This window comes from Streptomyces sp. NBC_01089 (genome assembly GCF_045162975.1).
GTDB lineage: Bacteria > Actinomycetota > Actinomycetes > Streptomycetales > Streptomycetaceae > Streptomyces.
In genome coordinates this window covers 6,698,001-6,725,000 of record NZ_CP108660.1, presented here as the reverse complement: position 1 = coordinate 6,725,000, position 27,000 = coordinate 6,698,001, and the positions used below count along the sequence as shown (strand labels likewise).

At 70.9% G+C, this 27,000-nt stretch carries 25 protein-coding genes and 2 pseudogenes; 14 read left to right on the top strand and 13 right to left on the bottom strand.

Annotated features, from left to right (window positions below; translation table 11 throughout):
* Window positions 1-74 precede the first annotated feature (74 nt).
* Window positions 75-716 carry a DNA-3-methyladenine glycosylase gene (locus tag OG510_RS30230; protein ID WP_406140962.1) on the bottom strand — a complete coding sequence of 214 codons (642 nt, stop codon included), beginning with the start codon at window positions 714-716 and terminating at the stop codon, window positions 75-77.
* A 107-nt stretch (window positions 717-823) separates the two neighbouring features.
* Between OG510_RS30230 and OG510_RS30225 the strand changes: the two genes are divergently transcribed.
* The 3 genes from OG510_RS30225 (at window position 824) to OG510_RS30215 (ending at window position 2,829) form a co-directional block, all read left to right on the top strand.
* Window positions 824-1,606 carry a sporulation protein gene (locus OG510_RS30225; protein WP_406140960.1) on the top strand — a complete coding sequence of 261 codons (783 nt, stop codon included), beginning with the start codon at window positions 824-826 and terminating at the stop codon, window positions 1,604-1,606.
* A gap of 41 nt (window positions 1,607-1,647) precedes the next feature.
* Window positions 1,648-2,184 carry a YbhB/YbcL family Raf kinase inhibitor-like protein gene (locus OG510_RS30220; RefSeq protein WP_164267485.1) on the top strand — a complete coding sequence of 179 codons (537 nt, stop codon included), beginning with the start codon at window positions 1,648-1,650 and terminating at the stop codon, window positions 2,182-2,184.
* A 141-nt stretch (window positions 2,185-2,325) separates the two neighbouring features.
* Window positions 2,326-2,829 carry an HNH endonuclease gene (locus tag OG510_RS30215; RefSeq protein WP_406140958.1) on the top strand — a complete coding sequence of 168 codons (504 nt, stop codon included), beginning with the start codon at window positions 2,326-2,328 and terminating at the stop codon, window positions 2,827-2,829.
* A gap of 88 nt (window positions 2,830-2,917) precedes the next feature.
* Here OG510_RS30215 and OG510_RS30210 read toward each other — a convergent pair whose 3' ends face one another.
* The 3 genes from OG510_RS30210 to OG510_RS30200 form a co-directional block, all read right to left on the bottom strand.
* The gene (locus tag OG510_RS30210) at window positions 2,918-3,859 is read right to left on the bottom strand and encodes an SPFH domain-containing protein (RefSeq protein WP_164267481.1); all 942 of its coding nucleotides are present in this window, start codon (window positions 3,857-3,859) and stop codon (window positions 2,918-2,920) included.
* 82 nt (window positions 3,860-3,941) lie between these two features.
* Window positions 3,942-4,370 (bottom strand): NfeD family protein, encoded by a 429-nt coding sequence (locus OG510_RS30205; protein WP_406140955.1) that lies wholly within the window; start codon window positions 4,368-4,370, stop codon window positions 3,942-3,944.
* Between the two features lie 73 nt (window positions 4,371-4,443).
* A complete protein-coding gene (locus OG510_RS30200; RefSeq protein WP_164267483.1) occupies window positions 4,444-5,241 on the bottom strand; it encodes an ABC transporter ATP-binding protein in 798 nt (265 codons plus the stop codon).
* A 124-nt stretch (window positions 5,242-5,365) separates the two neighbouring features.
* On the opposite strand from OG510_RS30200, the gene OG510_RS30195 reads away from it, so the two are divergent.
* On the top strand, window positions 5,366-6,151 hold the full coding sequence (locus OG510_RS30195) for a hypothetical protein (protein WP_406140953.1): 786 nt from the start codon (window positions 5,366-5,368) through the stop codon (window positions 6,149-6,151).
* A 164-nt stretch (window positions 6,152-6,315) separates the two neighbouring features.
* Here OG510_RS30195 and OG510_RS30190 read toward each other — a convergent pair whose 3' ends face one another.
* From OG510_RS30190 to OG510_RS30180, 3 genes are all read right to left on the bottom strand, one after another.
* Entirely contained in the window at window positions 6,316-6,555 is a 240-nt protein-coding gene (locus OG510_RS30190) for a chaplin (RefSeq protein ID WP_406140951.1), read from the bottom strand.
* 169 nt (window positions 6,556-6,724) lie between these two features.
* On the bottom strand, window positions 6,725-7,384 hold the full coding sequence (locus OG510_RS30185) for a response regulator (RefSeq protein ID WP_406140950.1): 660 nt from the start codon (window positions 7,382-7,384) through the stop codon (window positions 6,725-6,727).
* Window positions 7,377-8,528, bottom strand: a complete 1,152-nt coding sequence (locus OG510_RS30180; RefSeq protein ID WP_406140949.1) for a GAF domain-containing sensor histidine kinase — start codon at window positions 8,526-8,528, stop codon at window positions 7,377-7,379. Before OG510_RS30180 ends, OG510_RS30185 begins: the two co-directional genes overlap by 8 nt.
* Before the next feature lie 212 nt (window positions 8,529-8,740).
* On the opposite strand from OG510_RS30180, the pseudogene OG510_RS30175 reads away from it, so the two are divergent.
* The 3 genes and pseudogenes from OG510_RS30175 (at window position 8,741) to OG510_RS30165 (ending at window position 11,570) form a co-directional block, all read left to right on the top strand.
* Window positions 8,741-9,437, top strand: a pseudogene (locus OG510_RS30175) (SDR family NAD(P)-dependent oxidoreductase).
* Window positions 9,434-10,508: pseudogene (locus tag OG510_RS30170) on the top strand (S-adenosylmethionine:tRNA ribosyltransferase-isomerase). Before OG510_RS30175 ends, OG510_RS30170 begins: the two co-directional pseudogenes overlap by 4 nt.
* A gap of 279 nt (window positions 10,509-10,787) precedes the next feature.
* A complete protein-coding gene (locus OG510_RS30165) occupies window positions 10,788-11,570 on the top strand; it encodes a lytic transglycosylase (protein ID WP_406140947.1) in 783 nt (260 codons plus the stop codon).
* A gap of 115 nt (window positions 11,571-11,685) precedes the next feature.
* On the opposite strand, the gene OG510_RS30160 is transcribed toward OG510_RS30165, so the two are convergent.
* Window positions 11,686-14,274: an FHA domain-containing protein gene (locus tag OG510_RS30160; protein ID WP_406140946.1), complete on the bottom strand. Its 2,589-nt coding sequence runs from the start codon at window positions 14,272-14,274 to the stop codon at window positions 11,686-11,688.
* Between the two features lie 273 nt (window positions 14,275-14,547).
* Here OG510_RS30160 and serB point away from each other — a divergent pair, with 273 nt between their 5' ends.
* Complete coding sequence (gene serB, locus OG510_RS30155) at window positions 14,548-15,777, top strand: phosphoserine phosphatase SerB (RefSeq protein ID WP_406140944.1); 1,230 nt, start codon at window positions 14,548-14,550, stop codon at window positions 15,775-15,777.
* Window positions 15,778-15,859: 82 nt separating this feature from the next.
* Here serB and OG510_RS30150 read toward each other — a convergent pair whose 3' ends face one another.
* The 4 genes from OG510_RS30150 to OG510_RS30135 form a co-directional block, all read right to left on the bottom strand.
* Window positions 15,860-16,411, bottom strand: a complete 552-nt coding sequence (locus tag OG510_RS30150) for a SixA phosphatase family protein (RefSeq protein WP_406140942.1) — start codon at window positions 16,409-16,411, stop codon at window positions 15,860-15,862.
* 150 nt (window positions 16,412-16,561) lie between these two features.
* A complete protein-coding gene (locus OG510_RS30145; protein WP_164263321.1) occupies window positions 16,562-16,774 on the bottom strand; it encodes a hypothetical protein in 213 nt (70 codons plus the stop codon).
* 197 nt (window positions 16,775-16,971) lie between these two features.
* Entirely contained in the window at window positions 16,972-17,088 is a 117-nt protein-coding gene (locus OG510_RS30140; RefSeq protein WP_406140941.1) for an SGM_5486 family transporter-associated protein, read from the bottom strand.
* 17 nt (window positions 17,089-17,105) lie between these two features.
* Window positions 17,106-18,413, bottom strand: coding sequence for a CynX/NimT family MFS transporter (locus OG510_RS30135; RefSeq protein ID WP_406140940.1), 1,308 nt, complete (start codon window positions 18,411-18,413; stop codon window positions 17,106-17,108).
* Window positions 18,414-18,511: 98 nt separating this feature from the next.
* On the opposite strand from OG510_RS30135, the gene OG510_RS30130 reads away from it, so the two are divergent.
* Window positions 18,512-19,192: a FadR/GntR family transcriptional regulator gene (locus OG510_RS30130; protein WP_406140939.1), complete on the top strand. Its 681-nt coding sequence runs from the start codon at window positions 18,512-18,514 to the stop codon at window positions 19,190-19,192.
* Between the two features lie 71 nt (window positions 19,193-19,263).
* On the opposite strand, the gene OG510_RS30125 is transcribed toward OG510_RS30130, so the two are convergent.
* Complete coding sequence (locus tag OG510_RS30125) at window positions 19,264-19,593, bottom strand: hypothetical protein (protein ID WP_406140937.1); 330 nt, start codon at window positions 19,591-19,593, stop codon at window positions 19,264-19,266.
* A gap of 225 nt (window positions 19,594-19,818) precedes the next feature.
* Between OG510_RS30125 and OG510_RS30120 the strand changes: the two genes are divergently transcribed.
* The 5 genes from OG510_RS30120 to OG510_RS30100 all read left to right on the top strand — a co-directional run bounded on the left by OG510_RS30120 (window position 19,819) and on the right by OG510_RS30100 (window position 26,921).
* Window positions 19,819-21,210, top strand: coding sequence for an amidohydrolase family protein (locus tag OG510_RS30120; protein ID WP_406140936.1), 1,392 nt, complete (start codon window positions 19,819-19,821; stop codon window positions 21,208-21,210).
* 132 nt (window positions 21,211-21,342) lie between these two features.
* Entirely contained in the window at window positions 21,343-22,800 is a 1,458-nt protein-coding gene (locus OG510_RS30115) for a nucleobase:cation symporter-2 family protein (RefSeq protein WP_406140935.1), read from the top strand.
* Between the two features lie 48 nt (window positions 22,801-22,848).
* Window positions 22,849-23,574, top strand: coding sequence for a GntR family transcriptional regulator (locus OG510_RS30110; RefSeq protein WP_406140934.1), 726 nt, complete (start codon window positions 22,849-22,851; stop codon window positions 23,572-23,574).
* A 73-nt stretch (window positions 23,575-23,647) separates the two neighbouring features.
* Entirely contained in the window at window positions 23,648-25,903 is a 2,256-nt protein-coding gene (locus tag OG510_RS30105) for a molybdopterin cofactor-binding domain-containing protein (protein WP_406140933.1), read from the top strand.
* An 82-nt stretch (window positions 25,904-25,985) separates the two neighbouring features.
* A complete protein-coding gene (locus tag OG510_RS30100) occupies window positions 25,986-26,921 on the top strand; it encodes an amidohydrolase family protein (RefSeq protein ID WP_406140932.1) in 936 nt (311 codons plus the stop codon).
* The last annotated feature ends 79 nt before the right edge of the window (window positions 26,922-27,000 follow it).

Here is a 27,000-nt window from a genome sequence, read left to right as displayed (position 1 = left end):
GTCCGATGGGCCGTTCCGATAGCAGTGCCCGTGTCAAGCGGCTCGGACTACATTAGGTGTCCCGACCGGCCGAGTCAAGCCCACTTCCTGCGCGGAACATGTGCCCGGTACGGGCTGACCGTGGGATCGCCGTCGATCCAGAAACGCCATGGCTGGTGCGCCCCCTCCCCGCCAACTCCCGTGCGGGGGCCGCTGCGTACCAGGCCGGCGACGGGCGGCGTACCCGTGAGGATCGCGAGGACGGTGTCGTCGGCCGCACAGACATCGGCGCCATTCAGCGAGCGGTCGACGTCAAGACCGGTCGCGAGGCGGGCCGGGCCCTTCGCCAGTTCCCTGTCGTGGCGGGCCGCGGGGCGGCGTACACGTACCAGCTCGGCGCCCGCCGTCACCTCTCCCGCGCGGAGCAGCACTCCGCTCGCACTGCCGTCGGGGCCGCAGACCAGGTTCATGCAGTGCCACATGCCGTAGGTGAAGTAGACGTACACATGGCCGGGCGGACCGAACATGACCTCGTTGCGGGGCGTCCGCCCCCGGTAGGCGTGCGAACCCGGGTCGGCTTCCCCCGCGTACGCCTCCACTTCGGTGAGGCGCAGCTCCATCGGGCCGTCCGGCGTGCGGCGGACCAGGGTGCGGCCCAGCAGGTCCGGGGCCACCTCCAGTACGGAGCGCTCGAAGAAGTGGCGTGGCAGGGGCGTACGGTCCGGACTGGCGCTCATGGCTGACGAGCGTAACGGGGAACGGCCGGCGGGGCCGCGCGAGGACGCGTATGTAATGGGGGGGCAAGATCAAAAAGGATCGATGAGGTGAGAGGAGCGCGGTGGGCATGGGGTTCAGGAGACTGCTCGCGAGCTTGGGGGCCGGCGGTGCTTCGGTGGAGACGGAGCTGTCCGAGCCGAACGTCGTACCGGGCGGTGTGGTCCAGGGGCGGGTGAGGATCCAGGGCGGCGCGGTCGACCAGCGGATCGAGGGGCTTTCCGTGGGGCTCCAGGGGCGGGTGGAGATCGAGAGCGGCGACCACGAGGTCAAGCAGGACATCGAGTTCACCCAGCTGCGGCTGGGCGGGGATCTGGCGATCGCCGCGGGCGCCCTGCGTGTGGTGCCCTTCGGGCTCGAAATACCCTGGGAGACCCCGATCACGAACATCGCGGGTCGGCCGCTGCCCGGTATGCACATCGGGGTGACGACGGAGCTGGAGATCGCGCGGGCGCTGGACTCCGGGGACCTGGATCCCATCCAGGTGCATCCGCTCCCGGCCCAGCAGGCGGTTCTGGATGCCTTCGGTGAGCTCGGCTTCCGCTTCGTGAGCGCGGATCTGGAGCGCGGCCACATCCGCGGCACGCGCCAGCTGCTCCCCTTCTACCAGGAGATCGAGTTCTGCCCGCCGGAGCGGTACCGGGGTCTCAACCAGGTCGAGCTGACCTTCGTCACGGACGACCGTGAGATGGACGTGATACTCGAAATGGACAAGAAGCCGGGCCTCTTCAGCGAGGGCAGCGACTCGTACCGGGCGTTCCAGGTGGGTCTGCACGATTTCCGGGAGACCGACTGGACGGGATACCTCCATCAGTGGCTGGCCGATGTGGGTGGCCGGCGGAACTGGCTCTAGTGTCGGATGCGGAACTGACAGCTGATGCAGGAGGTGCCGTCGTGACCGGGCTCAGTAAGCCGCCGCTCCCCCATGACTTTCATCCGCCGGTGCCCTCGTTCACGGTGGTGAGCGAGGACATCGCGCCGGGGTCGGTATTGAAGGACGCTCAGGTGTACGCGGCGGGGAACACCTCGCCGCAGCTGCGGTGGGAGGGGTTCCCGCCGGAGACCAGGAGCTTCGCCGTGACCTGCTTCGATCCCGACGCGCCCACGGGCAGCGGGTTCTGGCACTGGTCGCTGTTCGACATCCCGGCCTCGGTGACCGGGCTTCCGGCGGGCGCGGGCAGTGGTGCGTTCAACGGGCTGCCGCCGGGCGCGGTCCAGGCCCGTAACGACTACGGTGCGAAGGAGTTCGGCGGCGCCGCGCCGCCGGCCGGTGAGAACCACCGCTATGTCTTCACCGTGTACGCGGTGGACACCCCGCAGCTCGGGATCGACTCGGACACCCCGCCTGCCGCGGTCGGCTTCAATCTGCGTTTCCATACGCTGGCACGCGCCCAGCTCATCGCCGAGTACGCGGCTCCCGCCGAAAGCTGAAGCCCGCGCGTCTGTTTGCCCTGCCCCGGTCTTGGAGAGATCAGGGCAGGGCCTTTTTTATTGCGTTGTCCATCGTGGCGTGCCCGGCCAGAGTTGATCCCAGCCCCACCGGGGGTGGGCCGGCACACGGAGGTGGGCACCATGCGGGACACACTGGTACTGAACGCCAGCTTCGAGCCGCTGTCGACGGTGACGCTCAACCGCGCGGTGGTCCTGGTGCTCCAGGACAAGGCCGTGGTCGAGCAGGCCCACCCCGGACTGCGGGTGCGGGCGGCCGCTGTCGAGCTGCCGGTGCCCCGCGTGATCAGGCTCTGCAGATATGTCCGGGTGCCGTTCCGAAGACAGGCACCGTGGTCGAGACGGGGGGTGCTGGTCCGCGACCAGCACCGATGCGCGTACTGCGGGCGGCGGGCGACCACCGTCGACCATGTGGTGCCGCGTGCCCAGGGCGGCCAGGACACCTGGCTCAATACGGTCGCCTCCTGCGCCGAGGACAATCACCGTAAGGCGGCCCGTACGCCGGAGCAGGCCGGGATGCCGCTGCTGCGCAGGCCCTTCGTGCCGACGCCTGCCGACGCGATGATGCTGGCGCTCGGGGCCGGTGACCGTCGGGCGCTGCCGGACTGGCTCCCGCAGACCGCGTAACCCCCGGCCGCCGCAGACCGCGTCAGCCCGCCCCGGAGGTCCGGAGGCGGGCTGATTCTCGTGGTGCGCGGAGGGTCCGCGGCGGTTGTTACTCGGAGGGGCGCCTGGCGGCCGGCGGGGCCGGCGACTCCTTGCCGGTGTTGAAGCCGGGGACGTTCTCGCCGAGGTTCCCGAAGGCTCCGCTGAGTCCCTTGAGTGCGTCGCCGATCTCGCTCGGCACGATCCAGAGCTTGTTGGCGTCACCCTCGGCGATCTTCGGGAGCATCTGGAGGTACTGGTAGGCGAGCAGCTTCTGGTCCGCGTCGCCCGCGTGGATCGACTCGAAGACCGTACGGATGGCCTGGGCCTCGCCCTCCGCGCGCAGCGCCGACGCCTTGGCCTCACCTTCGGCCCGGAGGATGGCCGACTGCTTCTCGCCCTCGGCGCGCAGGATTTCGGACTGCCGGACACCTTCGGCCTGGAGGATCGCGGCGCGCTTGTCCCGGTCGGCGCGCATCTGCTTCTCCATCGAGTCCTGGATGGAGGTGGGCGGCTCGATGGCCTTCAGCTCGACACGGTTGACGCGGATGCCCCACTTGCCGGTGGCTTCGTCGAGGACGCCGCGCAGTGCCGCGTTGATCTCCTCACGGGAGGTCAGGGTCCGCTCCAGGTCCATGCCGCCGATGATGTTGCGGAGGGTGGTGACGGTGAGCTGCTCGATCGCCTGGATGTAGCTGGCCACTTCATAGGTCGCGGCGCGGGCGTCGGTCACCTGGTAGTAGATGACGGTGTCGATGTTGACGACCAGGTTGTCCTGGGTGATCACCGGCTGCGGCGGGAAGGGAACGACCTGTTCCCTGAGGTCGATCCGGTTGCGGATCGAGTCGATGAACGGAACGACGATGTTCAGCCCGGCGTTGAGCGTGCGTGTGTAGCGGCCGAACCGTTCGACGATGGCGGCGCTGGCCTGTGGGATCACCTGGATCGTTTTGATCAGGGCGATGAAGACCAGCACCACCAGAATGATCAGAACGATGATGACGGATGGCATCGTGCTCCCCGTGCCCTTCGATTGCCGGCAGTTCCCGATGATCGATCTTCGCAGACCTCGGTCTGCCGTGTGTGGGGTTCTGTCACAGGACGACCGCTGTCGCTCCGTCGATCTCCACGACGTCCACCTGCTGACCTGGCTGATAACTGCTGTCGCCGTCGAGGGCCCGCGCCGACCAGACCTCTCCGGCGAGCTTGATACGGCCTCCGCTGCCGTCGACCCGTTCCAGGACGACGGCCTGACGGCCCTTCAACGCATCGATTCCGGTGGCCAGTTCGGGCCGCTGGGACCGGTGCCGGTTCGCGATGGGGCGTACGACGGCGATGAGCGCGACGGACACGATCACGAAGACGAGGACCTGGAGCACCGGTCCGGCGCCGAGCCCGGCGGCGGCCGATGCGGCGACCGCTCCCACGGCCAGCATCCCGAATTCGGGCATGGCGGTGACGACGAGCGGGATTCCCAGCCCCGCGGCCCCGATCAGCCACCACACCCATGCCTCGATGTCCACGGGGTCATGGTAGGGCTGCAGTCCCCTCCGGGGACAGGGCGCAGGGGTCTTTCGTCCGGGGGTGCGGAACCTCTCAGCCGAGCGGAAGGCCCTGCGCGGTCCAGCGGTTGCCGCGCTGTTCGACGACGAGCGGCAGCCCGAAGCAGAGCGAGAGGTTGCGGGAGCTCAGCTCGGTCTCCATCGGACCGGCGGCCAGCACCTTGCCCTGACGGATCATCAGGACGTGGGTGAAGCCCGGGGCGATCTCCTCGACGTGGTGGGTCACCATCACCATCGAGGGGGCGTACGGGTCCTTGGCCAGCCGGCCGAGACGGCGTACGAGGTCCTCGCGGCCGCCGAGGTCGAGACCGGCGGCGGGCTCGTCGAGCAGCAGCAGTTCGGGGTCGGTCATCATCGCGCGGGCGATGAGGGTGCGCTTGCGCTCACCCTCGGAGAGGGTGCCGAACTTGCGGTCGAGGAACTCGGTCATGCCCAGGCGGTCGAGGAAGGCGCGGGCGCGCTGCTCGTCGACCTCCTCGTAGTCCTCGTGCCAGGTGGCCGTCATGCCGTAGGCCGCGGTGAGGACGACCTGGAGGACGGTCTGCCGCTTGGGCATCTTCTCGGCCATGGCGGCGCCCGCCATACCGATGCGTGGGCGCAGCTCGAAGACGTCGGTGCCGGGCTTGCCGAGCTGCTCGCCGAGGATCGACGCGGTGCCCGTGGTCGGGAAGAGGTAGCTGGACGCGATGTTGAGGAGGGTGGTCTTGCCCGCGCCGTTGGGGCCGAGGATCACCCAGCGCTCCCCCTCTTTCACCGCCCAGGAGACGTCGTCCACCAGAGCACGTCCGTCGCGGACCACCGATACGTCCAGCAGCTCCAGTACATCGCTCATGAGCGCGTTGTCTCCCCATGCAGTCTCGGTTCGCGCGTGCGCCTGTGGGCGCAGCTCCCTAAGGGAAAACCTACGCCACCTGAGAAGTTCACCGGCGTCTAGGTCCGTTCCCTACGCTGGGGTCATGTTCACGGAACCACGCTCAGGACGGCTGGCCGCATGGGGAAATGCCCTGTTGGCCGGAATTGTATCGCCGGATGACGCCGCACTCGCCATCGTCGGCGGGGACGCGGTGCACCGGGTGGAGGGGCTGCCGGGCGAGGAGGGGCCGGTCGGGCTCACGCTGGCGCTGGGGCGGCTGCGGGCACTCGGTGTGACCGGCTTTCGGGTGGCGATGCCCACAGCGGGGCATCCGCTGGGCCTCAGCGGACCGCCGGAGTTCAACACGCGGGCGCTGGAGGCGGAGGAGGCGGTCACCGCCTTCGGGGTGTCGCTGGGGCTGGTGCCCGAGCTGTACGAGGCGGGCCCGGAGGGCGATCTGCACCGTGAGGTGGTCTGGCACTGTCTGCCGGTCCGTGAGGCGCCGCCGGCCGACGTACCGTCGCTCGGCGAGGCGGAACGGGAGCTGGCCGAGGCGCTGCGGGAGGCGACGGCGGTGCTGTCGGGGCTCGATGTGGCGGGTGGCGGGCCGGCCGCCGAGGCGGCGATCGACGCGTACCGGGCCCGGGCGGAAGCGGGGCCGGGTGAGCTGCTGGCGCCGGGCTATCCGGCGCGGGCCGTCCGGGTGCTGGAACTGGCCCGGCGGGTCGGGCTGCTCGTGTCGGTGGCGTACGAGCACGGGCCGGGCGGCGCGGTGAGCGCGTCGGAGATGGCGGCGCGGGGGAACGCGCTGCGGCCGGTGGAGCGGGTGGCCCGGCGGGCGCAGGTGGCCGCGTACAACGCGTATGTGGAGGAGCGGGAGCGCGGCTGACGGGATCGCTCTGCGGGGTGGAGGCGGTGCGGCGGGGCTGCGCGCTCTCCGGCAGAGCCGAGTGGGGGGGGGCAGCCTCCCGGCCCCGTGTGCCGCCGCGCCGAAGCACCGGACGGCCCCCCGGCACAGTGTCCGGGGGGCCGTCGGCCGCTGGCCGTGGTGGGTCAGCCGTTGATGCCGTGGTTGGCGAAGGCCGGGTTCAGGACGCCGATGACGGAGACGGTGTTGCCGACGGCGTTCACCGGGACGTGCACCGGGGCCTGCACCACGTTGCCGGAGACGACGCCGGGCGAGCTGGTCGCCGCGCCCGAGGCGTGCGAGGCGGCGGACGCCGCGCCGGCTCCGGCGGCGAGGACGCCACCGGCGACGAGGGTGACGGCAGCGGCCTTCTTCAGGTTCTTCATTTCAGGCTCCTCCTAGCTGGCTGCGGCCGGCGCCGCAGCACGCATGGAGAACGGCCCACACTCCATCCGGATACGCCATGTGGGTGACTTACACCCGACGGTATGAATCTCACACCGGAATATGACGGTCCGCTCGGCCCGTCGGCCCCGCTCCGCCCGCTCAGCCCGCTCAGCCCGCCGCTCCGTTCCGTACCGCCCAGAGCGCCGCCTGGGTCCGGTCCGCCAGGTCCAGCTTCATCAGGATGTTCGACACATGCGTCTTGACGGTCTTCTCGGAGAGGACCAGCGCCCGGGCGATCTCCCGGTTGGAACGTCCGTCGGCGATCAGCCCGAGGACCTCCCGTTCGCGCTCGGTGAGCACGGTGCCCCTCCCCTGCCCGCCGCCGGGCTCCTGGGAGAGCAGCGCGCCGGCCACTTCGGGCTGGAGGAGTACGTGCCCGGCGTGGACCGAGCGGATGGCGTCGGCCAGCGCGTCCGGGTCGACGTCCTTGTATACGTACCCCGAAGCCCCGGCGCGCAGGGCGGGGACGACCGTGCGCTGCTCGGTGAAGCTGGTGACCACCAGCACCCGCGCCGGATTGGCCAGCTCGCGGAGCCTGCGCAGCGCCTCGATGCCGTCCATGCCCGGCATCTTGATGTCCATCAGGACGATGTCGGGGCGCAGCTCCTCGGCGGCGGCCACCCCTTGCTCCCCGTCCGGTGCCTCGCCCACGACCTCGATGTCGTCCTGGATCTCCAGAAAGGTGCGCAGGCCCCTTCTGACCACCTGGTGGTCGTCGACGAGCAGGACGCGGATGGCCGCCTTCGGCCTGGGTGCGGTGTCAGCCACCGGGCACCTCCATCTCGATCGTGGCGCCCTCTCCGGGCGCCGATTCCACCCGGAGCCGGCCTCCGACGCCGCTCGCCCGGTCCCGCATGGAGACCAGCCCGAGGTGCCGGCCGGCCCGCCGGACGGCCGAGGGCTCGAATCCGGTGCCGTCGTCGGCGATCCGCAGGACCGCGCCCGGGCCGAGCCGCCGGCTCTCCAGTACGACATCGATCCGCCCGGCGCCCGAGTGGCGCAGGGCGTTGTGCAGTGCCTCCTGGGCCACCCGCAGCAGCGCCTCCTCCTGGGCGGCGGGCAGCGCCCGCACCTGCCCGCTGCGGAAGGTGACATGGGGGCTGTGCGCGCGGTCGAGGACCTGGATGTGCGTGCGGAGTGTGTGGACCAGGCCGTCCTCGTCGAGGGCGGCGGGGCGCAGTTCCACGACGGCGGCGCGGAGTTCGTCGGCGGCCTCAGCCGCGAGGTCGGCGACCTGCTGGAGCTCGCCCTTGGCGCGGGCCGGGTCGCGGTCCACGAGGGTGGCGGCGGCCTGGGCCGTCAGCCGCAGGGAGAAGAGTTTCTGGCTGACCGCGTCGTGGAGTTCGTGCGCGAGCCTGGAGCGTTCCTCGGCGATGGTGAGCTCGCGGCTGCGCTCGTAGAGGCGGGCGTTGGTGAGGGCGATCGCGGCGTGCTGGGCCAGTATCGTCAGCAGCTCCTCGTCCTCCTCGGTGAATCCGCAGCGGCCGGTGCGCCTGGGGCAGCGCTTGTTGGCGAGGAAGAGCGCGGCGATCGTCTCGTCGCCGTCGCGGACGGGCAGGCCCAGGAAGTCCGACATGTCGGGGTGCGTGGACGGCCAGCCGCCGAAGCGGGGGTCCTGGCGTACGTCGTCGAGGCGCTGGGGTTTCTCGTCGTGCAGCATCGCGGCGAGGATGCCGTGCTGGCGCGGGAGCGGGCCGATGGCCTTCCACTGGGCGTCGCTGACGCCGTCGACCACGAACTGGGCGAAGCCGCCGTGGTCGTCGGGGACCCCGAGCGCCGCGTACTCGGCGTCCAGCAGTTCACGTGCAGAGACCACGATCGTCTTGAGGACGTCGCGGACCTCCAGATGTCTGCTCATGGCGAGCAGCGCGGTGCTCACCGCTGACAGGCCGGACGCGGGTCGATGGGACATGGCCACACGGTACCGGCGGGTCGGCCGGGCCGTATCGGGCTGTGGACAACTCCGGCCCGGTCCTTCGGGACCAGGTCAGGAGGGGCGTGAGGACTAGGCCGAAGTGCCTTCGGGGCCGGGGCCCGCGGACGAGGTGCGGGGCGGGGGCGCGTTCCTACGTTGATGGCTCGAAGCGGGAGAACCGAAGGACCACCGACGGAAGAGGGTGTGTCATGGCCGTGGCAGTCATCACGGGCGGATCGAAGGGGCTGGGGCGGGCACTCGCGGAGGGGCTCGCCGGGCGGGGCTGGGATCTGGTGATCGGCGCGCGGACCGGTGAGGTGCTGGACGGCGCCGCGCGGGAGCTGGCGGTGCACGGCACCCGGGTCGTGGCCGTGGCGGGGGATGTCACCGACGCCGCGCACCGGGTCCGGCTGGTCGCGGCGGCGCGCGCTGGGCGGGCTCGATCTGCTGGTCAGCAATGCGAGCGCGCTGGGCGCCGAGCCGCTCGTACACCTCGACGAGCTGCCGCTCGACGGGTTGCGGGCGGCGCTGGAGACCAATGTGGTGGCAGCGCTGGGGCTGGTGCGGGAGTCGCTGCCGCTGCTGCGGGCGGCCGGTGCGGGGGCGGTGATCACGGTGAGTTCGGACGCCGCTGTCGAGGCGTACGGCACCTGGGGCGGGTACGGGGCGTCCAAGGCCGCGCTCGACCAGCTGTCGGCGGTGCTCGCGGCCGAGGAGCCGGGGCTGCGGGTGTGGACGGTGGACCCGGGTGACATGCGGACCGGTCTGTACGCGGCCGCGGTGCCGGGCGACGGGGCGGAGCGGCCGGCGCCTTCGACGGTGGTTCCGGCGTTTCTGCGGCTGCTCGACGAACGGCCGGCGAGCGGCCGGTTCACCGCGGCGGCACTGGCCGGTGAGGCGCGATGAGCGCCCGGCAGGCCCTGCGGATCCCGGACCATCCGGCCGCTTCGGTGCCCGCCGAGGAACGGGGGCGTGGGCGGGACGACGTACGGATGATGGTGTCGCGCGGCACCGCGGTCTCCCATCACACCTTCCGGGAGCTGCCCTGTCTGCTGCGGGCGGGGGACGTGCTGGTGGTGAACACCTCACGGACGCTGGCCGCCGCGGTCGACGGGACGGACGCCGCGGGGGCCCGTGTGGTGGTGCACTTCTCCGCCCCGCGGGGACGACGGCCGGTGGGCGGTGGAGCTGCGGGAGCCGGTGCGGGGCGGGACCACCCGGCGGCGCGCGGGCGGGCCTTCCGGGTCCGTGGTGCGGCTGCCCGGCGGTGTACGGCTCGTCTGGGAGGAGCCGCTGGTCGCCGGTGAGGAGCGGCTGTGGTGGGCGCGGCCGTCGGTGGCCGGTGTCGCTGAGCTGCTGCGGCGGTACGGCCGCCCGATCCGGTACGCGTACACCCGGCGTGACCAGCCGCTCTCCGCGTATCAGACGGTGTTCGCGCTGGACGCGCCGGACGGGGCGGGTTCGGCGGAGATGCCGAGTGCCGCGCGGCCCTTCACCACCGGTCTGGTCGTGGAGCTGGTGAGCCGCGGGATCCAGTTCGCGCCGGTGGTGCTGCACACCGGGGTGGCGTCGGCGGAGGCGCACGAGACGCCAGGTCCCGAGCGGTTCGAGGTGCCGGCGGCCACCGCGCGGCTGGTCAACGCGGCGCGGGCGGGCGGCGGGCGGGTCGTCGCGGTGGGGACGACGGTGGTGCGCGCCCTGGAGACCGCGGCCGGGCCGGACGGGGTGGTGCGGGCGCTGGCGGGGTGGACCGAACTGGTGATCACACCGGAGCGGGGGGTGCGGGCGGTGGACGGGCTGCTGACCGGGCTGCACGAGCCCGAAGCGTCCCATCTGCTGATGCTGGAGGCGGTCGCGGGGCGGGAGGCCCTGGAGCGCGGCTATGCGGAAGCCGTACGGGCCCTCTACCTCTGGCACGAGTTCGGGGACGTCCACCTCATACTTCCGGATGAGGAACCTGACGCTCCGCATTGCTGAAGCAACGCATGGTGAATTCGCCGCCCGAACCGTGTGACGCCGCGCATAGGACCCACGTCACTTACGAGGTTCGCTAGTTGATGCTTAAGGGGGGCCTGGGCCGGGTACGCGCGGGTGCCTCGCCCTCCAGAGCTGCCCCTACGCCACTAAGCGGGATCGTACGTCACACCTTTGCCACAATATTTTGCGGCCGCTAAGAATTGCTCCCGTCGCCGCCCCAGGGCGTTACCGCCGCCCCCGGCGCTCGCGACTTCCGCTATTCGAAGAGGTACGCACCGCATGTCAGAGAACCGCCATGGCCGTCGTCGCCTGACCAAGACTCACAAGTACTCGATCGGTGGTGTGGCCGCCGTCGGCGCCGCAGCCGTCGCTTTCACGCTTGTTCCCGGAAACGCGTCCGCCGAGACGACTCACGTCGACGCCGCTCCGGTTGCCTTCGCCTCGCAGACCAAGACGGTGGAGGCGGGCCTCAACGCCCAGCAGGTCCACGCCGACAAGGCCGCCAAGACCGCGGCCGCGAAGGCCAAGGCCGCCGCGGTCAAGGCGAAGGCCGAGGCGAAGGCGAAGGCCGAAGCCAAGGCCAAGGCCGCCGCGAAGGCCAAGGCCGCAGCCTCCGCCAAGGCCAAGGCGGCTGCTGCCGCCAAGGCGAAGGCCGCGGCCGCCGCGAAGGCGAAGGCCGCAGCCAAGGAGCGCACCGCCAAGGCGGCCGCCAGCCGCGCCGCCACCCGCACGACCGTCTACGCGAACAACCTCGACGGCTGGATCCGCCACGCGCTGGCCATCATGCAGGCCAAGAACATCCCCGGCTCGTACAACGGTCTGTACCGCAACATCATCCGTGAGTCCGGCGGCAACCCGATGGCCATCAACAACTGGGACATCAACGCCCAGAACGGCGTCCCGTCGAAGGGTCTGCTCCAGACCATCCAGCCGACCTTCGACACGTACCACGTCGCCGGCACGTCGACCAACATCTACGACCCGGTCGCCAACATCACCGCCGCCGCGAACTACGCCGCCGCGAACTACGGCTCGATCGACAACGTCAACAGCGCCTACTGATCGGCGTCCACCGATCCGGCACTGATCCACGTACTGGTCCGGCGGACCACCGGACCACGCCGAAGGGCGGCACCCACACTGCGGGTGCCGCCCTTCGGCGTCGCGCGTTCGCGGTCTACTTGCGCATGACCTCGGGCTCGTGGCGGCGCAGCAGCCGCGCCACCAGGACACCGCAGACCACGCCGATGGCGAGCAGGATCCCCATGTCCATGACCCAGGTACCGAGGGTGTGGTCCCAGAGCGGGTCCGTGCTGCCAGGGTCCTTCTTGTTGGGCAGCAGGACGTTCAGTGACGCGGTGGCGCCCGCGGCCGCGACCGCCCAGCGGGCCGGCATCAGGAACGAGAACTGGTTGATCCCCGCGGCGCCGTTCAGCGTGAAGAGGCAGCCGGTGAAGACCACCTGTGTGATGGCGAACATGACGAGGAGCGGCATGGTCTTCTCGGAGGTCTTCACCAGCGAGGAGATGATCAGGCCGATCATCATCGAGGTGAGGCCGAGCGCCATGATCGGCAGGGTCATCTCGAACCGGGTGGAGGCCGAGAAGATCAGCCCCTCGGTCGGCGCGTCCTTCATACCGAAGCCGATACCGCCGATGATGGCGCCCTGCACCAGGGTGATCAGACCGAGCACGATCACCTTGGACATCAGATAGGCGGAACGTGACAGGCCGGTGGCCCGTTCGCGTTCGTAGATCACCCGTTCCTTGATCAGTTCTCGTACGGAGTTGGCCGCTCCCGCGAAGCAGGCCCCGACCGCGAGGATCAGCAGGATCACCGCGCCGTCACCGTTGCTGAGGTGCCCCGCCGCCGGGCCGAAGCCCAGTCCGTAGTCCGCCGGGATCAGCGCGCCGACCGTGCCGAGCACCGCGGGCAGCAGCAGCGAGAGCGCCATGAAGCCCCGGTCGGAGACGATCACCGAGACATAGCGCCGCATCAGGGTGAGCAGCTGGGAGCCCCACGCCTGTGGCTTCGGCGGCTTCATCGACTGGGCGGACGGCATCTGGACCGACTGCACGGCGACCGCGTCGATGTCCGCCGCGTACATCTGGTAGTGCTGCGAACCGCGCCAGCGGCCCGCCCAGTCGTAGTCGCGGTAGTTCTCGAAGGCCGAGAAGACATCGGCCCAGCTGCTGTAGCCGAAGAAGTTGAGCGCCTCCTCGGGCGGTCCGAAGTACGCGACCGAGCCGCCGGGCGCCATCACCAGGAGCTTGTCGCAGATGGCGAGCTCGGCGACGGAGTGGGTGACGACCAGCACCGTACGGCCGTCGTCGGCGAGGCCGCGCAGCAGCTGCATGACGTCGCGGTCCATGCCCGGGTCGAGCCCGGACGTCGGCTCGTCCAGGAAGATCAGCGAGGGCTTGGTGAGCAGTTCGAGCGCGACCGAGACACGCTTGCGCTGACCGCCGGAGAGTGAGGCGACCCGCTTCTCCTTGTGGATGTCCAGCTTCAGCTCGCGCAGCACCTCGTCGATGCGCGACGAGCGCTCCGCCTCGGTGGTGTCGGCGGGGAAGCGCAGCTTGGCCGCGTACTTCATCGCCTTACGGACCGTGAGCTCCTTGTGCAGGATGTCGTCCTGCGGGACCAGTCCGATGCGCTGGCGCAGCTCGGCGAACTGCTTGTACAGATCGCGGTTGTCGTAGAGGACCTCACCGCGGTTGGCGGGCCGGTAGCCGGTGAGCGCCTTGAGCAGGGTCGACTTCCCGGAGCCCGACGGGCCGATGACCGCGATGAGCGACTTCTCGGGGACGCCGAACGAGACGTCCTTGAGGATGTCCTTGCCCCCGTCGACCGTCACCGTGAGGTGGCGGGCGGAGAAGGAGACCTCACCGGTGTCGACGAACTCCTCGAGGCGGTCGCCGACCAGGCGGAAGGTCGAGTGGCCGACGCCGACGATGTCGTTGGGGCCGATCAGGGCCGTGCCGGACTTGGCCATCGGCTGGCCGTTGATGTAGGTGCCGTTGTGGGATCCGAGATCGCGGATCTCGAAGCGGCCGTCCGGCGTCGCCACGAACTCGGCGTGGATGCGGGAGACCTGGAGGTCGGAGACGACCAGTTCGTTCTCCAGGGCACGGCCGATGCGCATGACCCGGCCGAGTGCCAGCTGGTGGAAGGTGGTCGGGCTGCGGTCGCCGTACGCCGGCGGGGCCCCCGCGGACCCGTCGGCCGGACCGCCCTGCTGGGGCACCTGGCCCTGCGGCTGCTGCCAGCCCTGCGGGGCCGCGTTCTGCGGGGGCTGCTGGGCCGGGGCCCAGCCCGCCGGAGCGCCCTGCTGCTGGGGCGGGGCGTACGCAGGTGCCTGGGCCTGCGCGGCCTGCGGTGCGGGTGCCTGCATCTGCGCCTGCATCGGGGCGGGCGCCTGGGCCTGGGCCGACGCCTGCTGCGCCGCCGCCTGCTGGGCCTGGGCGGCAGCCGCCCCTGCGGACAGGCTCAGCAGCGGACCGTCGGTCGCGTTGCCGAGGTGAACCGACGAGCCCGGTCCGATCTCCAGCTGCTGGATCCGCTGTCCCTGCACAAACGTGCCGTTGGTGGATCCGTGGTCCTCGATGACCCAACCACGGCCTCCCCAGCTGATAGTGGCGTGTCGCCACGAGACCCTGGCGTCGTCGATCGGCAGGTCCCCCTGCGGATCACGGCCCAGGGTGTACGACCTGGACGGATCGAGCGTCCAGATCCGGCCATTCAGTTCAACTACGAGTTCCGGCACTCCAGCCCCACTTATTGTCCCCCGAGGTACCCCCATTGCAGGGAGTCTAGGGATGGCGAACATCGTGGGGAACTATTTCAGGGACAACGACGCATCCGAAAGCCGGGCCGTGTGACGACCGCGTACCAATGGGGTGGAGGTGCACGGCCCGGGGTGACGTTCAGGACAAAAGGGAGCCACCGCCTCTGGCACCACGACCAGTCACGCCGCGGGCGTCCGGTCCTCGGGACAGGCTGCCTGCGGCCCGGCCGCGCCCTATACGGTGGGATCACCATGAGCGCATCGCAGCCGCCAGTCCACGCGGACTCACCGACTCTTCTCGTCAAGATCTTCGGGAAGGACCGCCCCGGTATCACCGCCGGGCTCTTCGACACCCTCGCCGCCTACGCCGTCGACGTGGTCGACATCGAACAGGTGGTCACCCGTGGCCGGATCGTGCTGTGCGTCCTCGTCACAGCTCCTGGCCCGGGCGGCAACGCCCAGGGCGAGCTGCGGGCGACCGTGCACAGTTGGGCCGAGTCCATCGGGCTGGAGGCCGAGATCATCTCCGGTACCGGTGACAACCGGCCCCGGGGCAGCGGGCGTTCCCATGTGACCGTGCTCGGCAACCCGCTCACCGCCGAGTCGACCGCCGCCATAGCGGCCAGCATCACCGCGACCGGCGGCAACATCGACCGTATCTTCCGGCTGGCCAAGTACCCGGTGACGGCCGTGGAGTTCGCGGTCTCCGGGGTCGAGACCGAGCCGCTGCGCACAGCGCTGGCCATCGAGGCGTCGGTGCTCGGGGTCGATGTGGCCGTGATCTCGGCGGGTCTGCACCGCCGCGCCCAGCGGCTCGTCGTGATGGATGTCGACTCGACCGTCATCCAGGACGAGGTGATCGAGCTCTTCGCCGCACACGCGGGGTGCGAGCAGGAGGTCGCGGAGGTGACGGCGCGCGCGATGCGCGGCGAGCTGGACTTCGAGCAGTCGCTGCACGCCCGGGTGGCGCTGCTCGCGGGCCTCGATGCCTCGGTCGTCGACAAGGTGCGCTCCGAGGTACGGCTCACGCCCGGCGCCCGCACCCTGATCCGTACGCTGAAGCGGCTCGGCTACCAAGTGGGCGTCGTCTCGGGCGGCTTCACTCAGGTCACCGACGACCTCAAGGAGCGGCTCGGCCTCGATTTCGCCTCGGCCAACACGCTGGAGATCGTCGACGGCAGGCTCACCGGGCGGGTCGTCGGGGAGATCGTGGACCGTGCGGGCAAGGCGCGGCTGCTGCGGCGGTTCGCCGGTGAGGCGGGGGTCCCGCTGTCGCAGACCGTGGCGATCGGGGACGGTGCGAACGACCTGGACATGCTGAACGCGGCCGGGCTCGGCGTCGCGTTCAACGCCAAGCCCGTGGTCCGCAAGGCCGCCGACACGGCGGTGAATGTGCCCTTCCTGGACACCGTGCTCTATCTGCTGGGCATCACGCGGGAAGAGGTCGAGGCCGCGGACGGCCTCGTCGACGACGGGATCTGACCAGCGCATCGGGGACCGGCGCCTGCTTCGAGGCCGGCCCGTCCGGGGCCGGCGTCTCCTCCGGGAGCCGGCCCCGCACGGGCTACTCGTGCGGCGCCCAGAAGGCTTTCAGTGTGCCCACGCCGTGCTCGACCGACTTCCAGGAGCCGGTGAACTCGACGACGGCCACCCCCGAGGTCGGGAAACCGCTGCGGTTCATCCTGTTCAGCGCGTCACCCTCGGCGCTGCCCGACAGTGCGTCGGCGAGGGCGTGCGTACCAGGATTGTGGCCGATGACCAGCACATCTCCGACGTCGTCCGGGACCTCGTTGAGCAGCGCGAACAGGTCGCCGAGGGACGCCTCGTACAGCCGCTCCTCGTAGACGGTCCGCGGGCGCTCCGGCAGCTCCTGGACCGCGAGCTTCCAGGTCTCGCGTGTCCTGACCGCTGTGGAGCACAGGGCGAGGTCCGGACTCGGTTCGTGGGAGGCGAGCCAGCTGCCGGCGGCCGCGGCGTCCATACGGCCGCGGTCGGCGAGCGGCCGGTCGTGGTCGGACACATCGGGCCAGTCGGCCTTCGCATGCCGGAGGAGGACGATCCGGTGGGACTCAGGGGTTCCGGGGGCTGTTCCCCCGGATGACACAACGGCGCTCATACAATCCAGCTTCGCATGGATCTGACCTTCGGGCGCAGGGTGTTGGGATGGTCCCCCGGCACGAGTGAACAGGCTTCGGCCACGGTGGCCGGGCGCGCGCATGGTGCACGGCTCCTTCAAGCCCCCATGTACCGGCCGGCCGGACCGTCCCTAGTGCGGCAGGCTCTGCTGGATCCGCTCCAGCACATGCGTGACGGTGGCCTCGCCGGTGTCCGCGTGCGCCTGGCCCGGCGCGCTGATGAGCAGCAGCAGAACGGCGAAGGCCAGCGCGGGCAGGACGACGGCCCACCAGGGCAGCCGCACGTCGATACCGCTCTGCGCGTGTCCGTGGTGCGGGCGGGTGGTGTGCGGACGGGCCGGCATGGCCGCCTCCAGGAGGTTCGCGGTGGCTGATGCACTGAACCTACGGAGTACGGGGGCGCTCTCCCATCCGGTGACCCACCCACTTCACCCTGACCCTGGCCCCCTAGGGGACGGTGGTGCTGGCACCACCGTCGGGCCGGGGGCGTCCGGCCGGGAGTGCCGGCCGGGCATCGGGATCGGGCGTCGGACGGGGCAGGTCAGGGCGAGGCGAGCGTGGCGATGATCGCGACGATCACCGTGACCCCGAGCATGGCTCCGAGCACAAGCAGGAGCTTCTTCTGACCGTTCTGGGGATTCGGTTCGAGCACTGGCATGACGTCAGTCTCGCATCTCAGGATTCGTCCTCGATCGTCCGGTCCCGCCCGGCGAGTATTCCGACGGCGATCTGCGGCACCATCAGTCCGGCCATCAGCGCGATGGGCAGCCCCCAGCCGCCGCTGTGCTGGTAGAGGACTCCGACGAGCAGCGGTCCCGGGATCGAGATCAGATAGCCGGTCGACTGGGCGAAGGCGGAGAGCCTGACCACTCCGGCGCCGCTCCTGGAGCGCATGCCGATCATCGTGAGGGCCAGCGGGAACGAGCAGTTGGAGATGCCGAGGAGCAGCGCCCAGGCCCAGGCGCCGCCCGACGGGGCCAGATAGAGACCCGCGTAGCCGATGAGCCCGCAGGCGCCGAGGGCGACGACGATGGGGCCCTGGTTCTTCATCCGGCTCGCCAGGCGCGGGATGACGAAGGCGAGCGGCACGCCCATCACCATCGTGACGGCCAGCAGCAGCCCGGCGGTACCGGCCGAGACCCCGGCGTCCCGGAAGATCTGCGGCATCCAGCCCATGGTGATGTACGCGGCGGTGGCCTGGAGGCCGAAGAAGCAGGCGAGGGCCCAGGCGGTGGGGCTGCTGGTGATCCGCCGGGCGGCCGGCGTACTGGCGGCACCGGTGGTGGCCGGTGCGTTGGCCGCTGTGGTGCTGCGGTCCTTGATGAGCGCGATCCAGGGCAGTACGGCCACGGCGGCCAGCACCGCCCAGACGCCGAGACCCAGCCGCCAGCTGCCGCCGAGCCCGTCGGTCAGCGGCACGGTGACGGCCGCCGCGAGTGCGGTGCCCAGGGCGAGGGCCATGGAGTAGAGCCCGGTCATCGTTCCGACGCGGTCCGGGAAGTACCGCTTGACGATCACCGGCATCAGCACGTTGCTCACGGCTATGCCCATCAGGGCGAGCGCGCTGGCGGCCAGGAAGCCGGCCGTGCCGCCGGCGAAGGGGCGGATCACCAGGCCGGCGGTGATCGCCACCATGCCGGCGCAGACGACGGCCCCGGGCCCGAAACGGCGGGCCAGCCGGGGGGACATGACGCCGAAGACGGCGAAGCAGATCGGCGGTACGGAGGTGAGGACACCGGCGATGCTGCCGCTCATCCCGAGGCCGTCCCGTACCTCTTCGAGGAGCGCGCCGAGGCTCGTGATGGCGGGCCGGAGGTTGACGGCGGCGAGAACGATGCCGGCCATCACGAGTTTCACGGTCCACGCGGCGGGCTGCGGGCGTGCGGATTCCACCGCGGCGGGCGGCTCGGCGGTGGCGTTCGGCCCGGCGGCGGGGTGCGACTCGGCGGTGGAAGCGAGGATCTTCGTCTCGTCGTCTGGCATAAGGGCATCATAGAATCATGGGATGATTGGTTGTCCAATTAATGTCCCCTCATGTATCCGCTGACGATTCCCGCCGCGCGACCCCAACGAGGAGCACCATGGCGCTGAACTCTCCCCGGCGTTCCGCACTCTCCGACCAGGTGATCACCGAACTGCGGAACCAGATCACCTCGGGCGAGTGGCCGGTCGGTTCACGCATCCCGACCGAGCCCGAGCTGGTCGAGCAGCTGGGCGTGGCCCGCAACACGGTCCGGGAGGCGGTGCGCGCTCTCGCGCACAACGGGCTGCTGGACATCCGCCAGGGTTCGGGCACCTATGTGATCGCCACCAGTGAGCTGGCGGGGGTGATGCACCGCAGGTTCGCGGCCGCCGACCCCCGGCATGTCGCCGAGCTGCGGTCGACCCTGGAGTCGTCGGCCGCCCGGCTGGCCGCCGAGCGATGTACCGAGCGGGATGTGAAGCAGCTGGCCGCGCTGCTGGACGAGCGGGAGCGGAGCTGGGAGTCGGGGGACGCGGAGGCGTTCGTGGCCGCCGACGCGACCCTGCATCTGGCGATCGTGAACGCCTCGCACAACGACGTACTGACCGAGCTCTACGCCGATCTGGGCGACTTGCTCCGCGACTGGCTCCGGGACGATGTGGGGCGCGAGCTGCGGCCCGAGGGGTACATGGACCACAGCCGGCTGATCGAGGCGATCCGTAACGGCGACGCGGATGTGGCGGCCGCCGAGGCGGCCGGGCACGCGTTCACCAGCTGTCTGGGCAGGACGACGACCTGACCGGAGGAGCGGGCAAGCTCCGGAGCGGGCAGCACCCGCAGAGGACAGCACCCGCGGCGGACGAACACCGGTCAGCCCGTACGCCGGTGGGTCACCCAGACCGAGCTGATCTCCTTCCAGCAGCGGCCGGTGAGCCGCACGCTCTGCGCGGGTCCGACCTCGACCGGCGCGCTGTCCGTGTCGATGTCCCACCAGCGCGCGCACTCGATGTGCAGGGCGACCCGGTCGGTCCCGACGTACCGGTTGTGACAGGTGGCCGTCGTGTGCGAGCCGCTGACGGATATGAGGCAGCCGGCGCCGAACGGGGCGGGCTCCGCCTGCACGCTCGCGGGGGCCACGAGCCCCGCCACCCCGGCCGAGGCCACGAGCAGGACCGCTGTCCGGTAGCGGATCGAACGCATACCCGTGCCTCCTCCCCAGGTGAGCCGGCGAGTGCTCCGGCCTGATCAGTCTGCGGTCGCCCGGCCTGTTGCACGAGTCGGGCGGGACAGCCGGGGAGACAGGACGGCCGGGGAGCCCGGGAGCCGGGGAAGTGACGCGAGAAGGGTTGACATGCACAGGAGTGCGAATATGTTACATGCAATATGGAGCATGCCATAGCAGCGTCAAGCCTCTGGGAGGCCCCCATGGAGTGCGATCTTCTGCTGTCGGGCGGGCGGGTGGTGACCGTGGACGGCCGGCGGTCCGTGTACGAGCCGGGCTCGGTCGCCGTCACCGGGAACCGCATCGCCGCGGTGGGCCCGGCCGCGGAGACCGACGCGGCGTGGCAGGCGGCCCGTACGGTCGACTGCCGGGACCGGGCCGTCCTGCCGGGGTTCGTCGACGGACACAGCCATCTCTTCCAGTCCCTCGCCCGCGGCCTGGGCGAAGGGCTCTCCATCTGGCCCTGGCTGTGCGAGTTCATGTGGCCGTACTCCATAGCCGTGACCCCCGACGACGCCAGGGTCGCCGCCACGCTCGGCGCGGTGGAGGCGCTGCGCTCGGGCATCACCACCGTCGTCGACAACCACTACGCGCCGACCGACCCGGAGACGGTGCTCGCGGTGGCGGGGGCTGTCGAGTCGGCGGGGCTGCGGGGCGCGGTGGCCCGCGGCATGATCGGGCACCGGACCCCGGTGGCGCTCGCGCGGGGGCTGCCTCCCGCGCTCTTCCGTTACTCGGTCGCCGAGGAGCTGGAGCTCACCCGGGAGTGCATGCGGCGCCGGCCGCCCGGGTCCACCGTGGAGATCTGGCCGGCCCCCCTCAACCTCAGTTACGTGGACCAGGACCTGGTCAGGGGCGCCGCGGCGCTGGCCGCCGACTTCGGGACGCGCTGGCACACACACTGCAGCGAGGGGGCGAAGGACCCGGAGAGCTATCTGGAGGCGTACGGCGTCAGGCCGGTCGACTGGCTGGACGCCGAGGGGCTGCTCGACGAGCGGACCACCCTGGCGCACGCCGTGTGGCTCGACGGATCCGAGATCCGCCGGATCGGCGAGCGGCGGGCCGGTGTCGCGCACAACCCGGTGTCCAACGCCTATCTGGCGTCGGGTGTGATGCGGCTGCGGGAACTGCGGGAGGCGGGCGCCGTGGTCGCGCTCGGCACCGACGGGCCCAGCGCCGGGCACCGCCAGGACATGTTCGAGGTGATGAAGCAGACGCTCTTCGGCCAGCGCCAGCACACCCTCGACCCGGCCGTGGCGCGCTGCGAGGAGGCGCTGGAGCTGGCCACCCGGGAGGGCGCCCGGTACGCGGGCACGGGGACCGGGGTCCTGACCGCGGGGGCAGCCGCGGACCTGGCCGTGGTCGCGCTGGACCGCCCGCACCAGATGCCGCTGCACCGCACGGTCTCCGCCCTCGTGTACGCGTCGCGCGGCTCCGACGTGGAGCTGACCGTCGTCGACGGGCGCGTCGTCTTCGAGGACGGCCGCTGTCCGCTGGTGGACGAGGAGGCGCTGCTGGCCGAGGCGCAGGAGCGGTCCGAACAGCTCGTGGAGCGTGCCGGGTTCGGCGGGCTGACCCGCCCCTGGAACCACTGACCCCACCACAGGCCACACGGCCACACGGCCACCCCAACGACCGACCGATTTCCCTGTCGGCTGCCCGTCCGCGGCCCCCGTACGTGCGCAGTGAACAACCCCCGCCGTCGGGCGGGTGGAGGGAGAACGCACATGTCGCGCAAGGCAGTTCAGGGCGCCGGAAACCGGCCCGACGACCCGGTCGAGGCGGTGCCGCCGCTCTGGCGGCTGGCCGTCTACGGGCTCCAGCACGTGCTGGCGTTCTACGCCGGTGCGGTCGTCATGCCGCTCCTGGTCGCCCAGGGGATCGGCATGCCGGCCGAGGACATCGGGATGCTGGTCAACGCCTCCCTGCTGGCCTGCGGTCTGGCCACGCTGCTGCAATCGGCGGGGCTGCCCGGGATCGGGATCAGGCTGCCGGTGGTACAGGGCACGTCGACGACGGCGGTGCCCTCGCTCGTGTCGGTGGGCCTCGCCGCGGGCGGGGCGAAGGCCGGGCTGCCGACCGTCTTCGGGGCGGTGATCGCCGCCGGGCTCGCGCTGTTCGTGATCGCCCCGGTCTTCAGCAGACTGGTCGCCTTCTTCCCGCCGCTGGTCACCGGCACCATCGTCACCATCGTCGGGATCACCCTGCTCGCGGTGGCGGCCCGGCAGGTGGGGGGCGGGGACCCCGCCCAGCGCACCTTCGGCTCCCCGGTGCATCTGGGGCTCGCCGGGGTCACCCTGCTGGTGATCCTGCTGCTGCACAAGTTCTCCCGGGGCTTCCTGGCCACGGTCGCGGTGCTGCTCGGTCTGGTCGTCGGCACGGTGGTGGCCGCGCTGGCCGGGGAGACCGACTTCTCGGGGGTCGGCGGTTCCGCCTGGCTGGGCATCACCGCTCCGCTGCACTACGGGGCACCGCGTTTCGAGCCGACCGCCGTGCTCTCCCTCGTACTGGTGATGATCATCATCGCGGTGGAGTCCATCGGGCAGTTCTTCGCGGTGGGCAGGATCGTCGGCCGTGAGGTGGACGGCAGGCAGGTGACCCGGGCGCTGCGCGCCGACGGTCTCGCGACGGCTGCGGCCGGTCTCCTCAACTCCTTTCCCAGCACGGTCTATTCGCAGAACATCGGGCTGATCAGGCTGACCCGGGTGAAGAGCCGGTGGATCGTCGCGGCGTCCGGCGTGATCATGATGGTGCTGGGTGTGGTGCCGAAGGTGGGCGCCGTGGTGTCCGCGATGCCGGCCTCCGTGCTGGGCGGCGCGACGATCGTGCTGTTCTCCACCATCGCCGTGGTCGGGGTGCAGATCCTCGTCCGGGCCGATCTCGCCGACCAGCGCAATACGGTCCTGGTCGCCGCGAGTGTGGGTGTGGGGTTTCTGCCGACCGCGTTCCCCCAGTTCGCCGATCAGATGCCGGGACGGCAACTGCATGCACTCTTCGAGAGCGGCATCATCCTCGGCACGCTGATGGCTGTGCTGCTCAACCTGTTCTTCCACCATCTCAAGCTGCCTGGGCACCGGAAGAGGGCTGCCCGTTCCATTGACCCGCCCGAGGATTACATGCAACATGAAGAACAGCTGGAGAACAGGATTCCCAGCACATCGGACGAGGCGTCGTCAGCGTCATGAGCACCCGTGCGTCATACGTGTCGTGAGCGCCACAGAGGGAGTTGGGGCATGTCGACGGAGAGAGCAGTGAACCCGGTCGCGGCCGGAAGCCTGCTTGCCGACCGGGCCTACGAGGAGCTCAAGGGGGCCGTGCTCGCCAACCGGCTGCGCCCCGGCGACGCACTCTCCGTGCCGGCGCTCGCCACTCAGCTGGGCATCAGCCGCAGCCCGGTCCGCGAGGCCGTGCAGCGCCTGATCCACGACGGTCTCGCCACCCATGTCGCGCACCGCGGCGCCGTGGTCGCCACAGTGGACGTCGAGGACGTACGCCAGCTGTATGTGCTCCGCGAGGTGATGGAGGGGCTGGCGGCCCGGCTCGCCACCGAGCGGCTCGACGCCACCAGGGTCTCCGAACTGCGCGAGCTGCTGGAGCGGCACGAGCAGGTCGTGGCGGCGGGCGACGACGAACAGGCGCACACCGAGATGGACATGGCGTACCACCGGCTCATCCGCGAAGTCGCGGGCAACGCCCATCTCACCGCGGCCCTGGACACCGTGCAGGGCAAGGCCCACCTCGCGCTGCACGCGCTGTGGCGCAGCCCGCAGGCGCCCCGGCTCGCCGTCGAGGAGCACCGCCGGATCTTCGAGGCGATGACGTCGGGCGACCCGGACGCGGCCGAGCTCGCGGCCCGCGACCACATCAGACGGCTGCGGATCCGGCTCTCGCAGGCGGTGGCCCCGGGCCCCGACCGTACGGAGGGCGCGCCCGTCCCCGTACGCCCGGTCGGGCCGTAGGGCCCTCCGTCCGGGCCGCACCCTGACCGATCCCCGTACGGCAGCTCCTGCAGCAGAAGGGAAGTGAGGGTCCATGAGCACCGTCACCGGCATCCGGCAGGGGGTCGGCGAGAGCGTCCTGCGGCCCGACGGCCGGCTGAAGGTCCAGGGCGCCTTCGCGTACGCGTCCGATCTGCACGACGACGCGATGGTGTGGGGCGCGACGCTGCGCAGCCCGCACCCCAGCGCGCTGATCGTCCGGCTGGACACCTCGGCCGCCCTCCGGCTGCCCGGGGTGGTCGCGGTGCTCACGCACGAGGACGTCCCGGGCTGCCCGCTCTACGGGATGAAGGTCGCGGACCAGCCGGTGCTCGCCGCCGACCGAGTGCGCTACCAGGGCGAGCCGGTGGCGCTGGTGGCGGCCGACCACCCGGAGACGGCCCGCCGCGCGCTGCGGCTGATCGATGTCGGGTACGAGGTGCTGGAACCGCTGACCGACCCCGAGCGTGCGGTCGGCGGCGGGGGCCCGCTGGTCCATGAGCGGCGGGCCGACGGGAAGGCGGGCAATGTCGTCCGTCATGTCCGTATCCGGCACGGTGACCTGGCCGCGGCCAGGCAGCGCGCCGATGTGGTCGTCTCGGGGACGTACGAGGTCGGTATGCAGGACCAGGCGTTCCTCGGCCCGGAGTCGGGCCTCGCGATACCCGCGGAGGACGGCGGCGTCGATGTCTATGTGTCGACCCAGTGGCTGCACGACGACCAGCACCAGATGTGCGCGGCGCTCGGGCTGCCGCCGGAGAAGGTGCGGCTGACGCTCTCCGGGGTCGGCGGCGCCTTCGGCGGGCGGGAGGACGTCTCGGTGCAGATCCACGCGGCGATGCTCGCGCTGCACACCGGCCGTCCGGTGAAGATGAGCTACAACCGCGAGGAGTCGTTCTACGGTCATGTGCACCGCCACCCGGCCCGGATGCGCTTCGAGCACGGGGCGACACGCGACGGGAGGCTCGTGTACGTCAAGGCGCGGCTGCTCTTCGACGGCGGCGCCTACACCTCCACGTCGCAGGTGGTCATAGCGAACGGCTCGTACTTCGCGGCGGGCGCCTACGACGTACCGCACGCCGAGATCGACGGCTACTGCGTCTACACCAACAACCCGCCGTGCGGGGCGATGCGCGGCTTCGGGGCGGTGCAGTCCTGTTACGGCGTGGAGTCCAACCTCGACCGGCTGGCCCGTGAACTGGCCATGGATCCGGTGGAGTTACGTATCCGCAACGCCATGACGACCGGCACGGTGCTGCCCACCGGGCAGGCGGTGGACGGTCCGGCGCCCGCGGCCGAACTCCTTGAGCGGCTGCGCGCCCGGCCCCTGCCGCCGCCCGGTGCGGGCGCGTTCGCCCGGCCCGGCGGGCTGAACAACACCACACACGGCGAGGGCGTCGTCCGCGGCGTCGGTTATGCCATCGGGGTCAAGGCCATCGGCTTCTCGGGCGGCGTCGACGACCGCTCGGTGGCCCGGGTCAGGCTCGCCCTGGTGAACGGGGAGCCGGTCGCCGAGATCCACACCGCGGCCGCCGAGTGCGGCCAGGGCATCGTGACCGTACAGGCCCAGATCGCCAGGACCGAACTGGGCGTCGAGCGGGTGGTGGTGCTGCCCGCCGACACCCTGGCCGGTGACGCGGGTTCGTCGTCGGCGTCCCGGATCAGCTGGATGAGCGGCGGCGCGGTGCAGGGCGCCTGCAAGGCCGTACGGGAGGAGCTGACCGCCCGCGGGGACGGGCCGCTGGAGGCGCTGCTCGCGGACGGGCCGGTGGAGGCCGAGTACGAGTACCGCCACCGCCGCACCTTTCCCATCGACCCCGAACGCGGTCAGGGCGACGCGCATATCGCCTTCGCGTTCGCCGCCCACCGGGCGGTGGTGGAGGTCGACACCGACCTCGGCCTGGTCAAAGTGGTCGAGCTGGCCACCACTCAGGATGTCGGCAAAGCGATGAATCCCCTCGCGGTCGAGGGACAGATCGAGGGCGGCAGCGCGCAGGGCCTCGGGCTCGCGCTCATGGAGGAACTGCACGTCCAGGACGGCGCGGTGCGCAATCCGTCCTTCACCGACTATCTGATCCCGACGATCGCGGACATGCCGTCGGTCCCCATCGACCTGCTCGAACTGCCGCACCCCGATTCGCCGTACGGGCTGAACGGGGTGGGCGAGCCACCGACCCTGTCGTCGACACCGGCCATCGCCAACGCGCTGCGCGACGCGACCGGCCTCGCCCTGCCCAGGGTGCCGGTGCGCCCGGACGACATCGTCGGGGCCGGTTTCCAGGACGGCACCGACCACAGCGAAGGGAGGTGATGCGGGCCCGCCCCCGGGTCCCCCGACGGTTCTGCACGCACCGCGTACGTACCACCAGAACCAGCAGGGAAGGAACAGCACCTTGATCATCGACACCCATATGCATCCCACGAACGTCGTGGACCAGGCGTGGCGGCACGACGGCGAGCCGTTCACCGGTGAGCGGACCCTGGCCATGATGGACGGTCCGTACCTGATCAACGGCAAGCCCCGCCGGATCGACTACGGCTGCATCATGCCCCCGCCCGGCAACAGCGTCTGGCAGGACGGGATGCGCAGTGGCCGTGAGGGCATCCGCGACTACATGGCGTACATCACCGAACTGGTGACGACGTACCCCGACCGCTTCATCGGGAACTTCATGTACAACCCGCGCTTCGGGCCGGAGAACGGCGCGAAGGAGCTGGAGTTCCACGTCAAGGAGTACGGCTACAAGATGCTCAAGCTGCATGCCAACATGCATGCCTACCGCCCGGACCGGGCCCTCGACTGGCTCCGGCCGGTGCTGCGGGTCTGTGACGAGCTGGGCGTCCTCGTCCTGATCCACACCGGTGACGGGCCGTACTCGATCCCGACGCAGTTCTACCCGATCATCCGCGAGTTCCCGAACGTCAACTTCATCCTCGGGCACTTCGGTGTGCAGACCGGCGGCGTGTACTGCTTCGAGGCGCTCTACATGATCCTCGACTCGCCCAATGTGTACGGCGAGTCGGGGTGGCTGCTCCAGTCGCGGATCGTGGAGTTCGCGCAGCAGATGGAGAAGCACCAGCTGGTGTTCGGCACGGACTCGCCGCCCAACGAACCGGGCATGTGGGCACGGGAGCTGGAGGTCCTCTGCGGCCCGCCGCCCCAGGGCATGAACCTCTCCGAGGAGCATCTGGAGGGGTATCTGGGCAACAACGTGGCGAAGCTGCTGGGCCTGAAGCCCACTCCCCCGCCGCGCGACCAGGAGGAGGCGCGGCTGCGCCTCACGGACACCTACGCCTCGCTGGACACGGCCGGTACGGCGCGCGCCTGAGGGTCCTTGCTCTCAGGGGCCGGCCGCTCCCGGGAGTGGCCGGCCCCTCTCCCCCGCACATCCACCATGGGCGCGGTGT

Bases quoted from the DNA above. Each gene is read 5' to 3' on its own strand.
- OG510_RS30195 (WP_406140953.1), top strand. From the start codon at position 5,366: ATGTTCACGGAACCACGCTCAGGACGGCTGGCCGCATGGGGAAATGCC.
- OG510_RS30110 (WP_406140934.1), top strand. From the start codon at position 22,849: ATGTCGACGGAGAGAGCAGTGAACCCGGTCGCGGCCGGAAGCCTGCTT.
- OG510_RS30215 (WP_406140958.1), top strand. From the start codon at position 2,326: ATGCGGGACACACTGGTACTGAACGCCAGCTTCGAGCCGCTGTCGACG.
- OG510_RS30125 (WP_406140937.1), bottom strand. From the start codon at position 19,593: ATGCGTTCGATCCGCTACCGGACAGCGGTCCTGCTCGTGGCCTCGGCC.
- OG510_RS30140 (WP_406140941.1), bottom strand. From the start codon at position 17,088: ATGCCAGTGCTCGAACCGAATCCCCAGAACGGTCAGAAGAAGCTCCTG.
- OG510_RS30130 (WP_406140939.1), top strand. From the start codon at position 18,512: ATGGCGCTGAACTCTCCCCGGCGTTCCGCACTCTCCGACCAGGTGATC.
- OG510_RS30190 (WP_406140951.1), bottom strand. From the start codon at position 6,555: ATGAAGAACCTGAAGAAGGCCGCTGCCGTCACCCTCGTCGCCGGTGGC.
- OG510_RS30225 (WP_406140960.1), top strand. From the start codon at position 824: ATGGGGTTCAGGAGACTGCTCGCGAGCTTGGGGGCCGGCGGTGCTTCG.
- serB (WP_406140944.1), top strand. From the start codon at position 14,548: ATGAGCGCATCGCAGCCGCCAGTCCACGCGGACTCACCGACTCTTCTC.
- OG510_RS30165 (WP_406140947.1), top strand. From the start codon at position 10,788: ATGTCAGAGAACCGCCATGGCCGTCGTCGCCTGACCAAGACTCACAAG.
- OG510_RS30105 (WP_406140933.1), top strand. From the start codon at position 23,648: ATGAGCACCGTCACCGGCATCCGGCAGGGGGTCGGCGAGAGCGTCCTG.
- OG510_RS30120 (WP_406140936.1), top strand. From the start codon at position 19,819: ATGGAGTGCGATCTTCTGCTGTCGGGCGGGCGGGTGGTGACCGTGGAC.
- OG510_RS30150 (WP_406140942.1), bottom strand. From the start codon at position 16,411: ATGAGCGCCGTTGTGTCATCCGGGGGAACAGCCCCCGGAACCCCTGAG.
- OG510_RS30230 (WP_406140962.1), bottom strand. From the start codon at position 716: ATGAGCGCCAGTCCGGACCGTACGCCCCTGCCACGCCACTTCTTCGAG.
- OG510_RS30200 (WP_164267483.1), bottom strand. From the start codon at position 5,241: ATGAGCGATGTACTGGAGCTGCTGGACGTATCGGTGGTCCGCGACGGA.
- OG510_RS30210 (WP_164267481.1), bottom strand. From the start codon at position 3,859: ATGCCATCCGTCATCATCGTTCTGATCATTCTGGTGGTGCTGGTCTTC.
- OG510_RS30180 (WP_406140949.1), bottom strand. From the start codon at position 8,528: ATGTCCCATCGACCCGCGTCCGGCCTGTCAGCGGTGAGCACCGCGCTG.
- OG510_RS30135 (WP_406140940.1), bottom strand. From the start codon at position 18,413: ATGCCAGACGACGAGACGAAGATCCTCGCTTCCACCGCCGAGTCGCAC.
- OG510_RS30145 (WP_164263321.1), bottom strand. From the start codon at position 16,774: ATGCCGGCCCGTCCGCACACCACCCGCCCGCACCACGGACACGCGCAG.
- OG510_RS30115 (WP_406140935.1), top strand. From the start codon at position 21,343: ATGTCGCGCAAGGCAGTTCAGGGCGCCGGAAACCGGCCCGACGACCCG.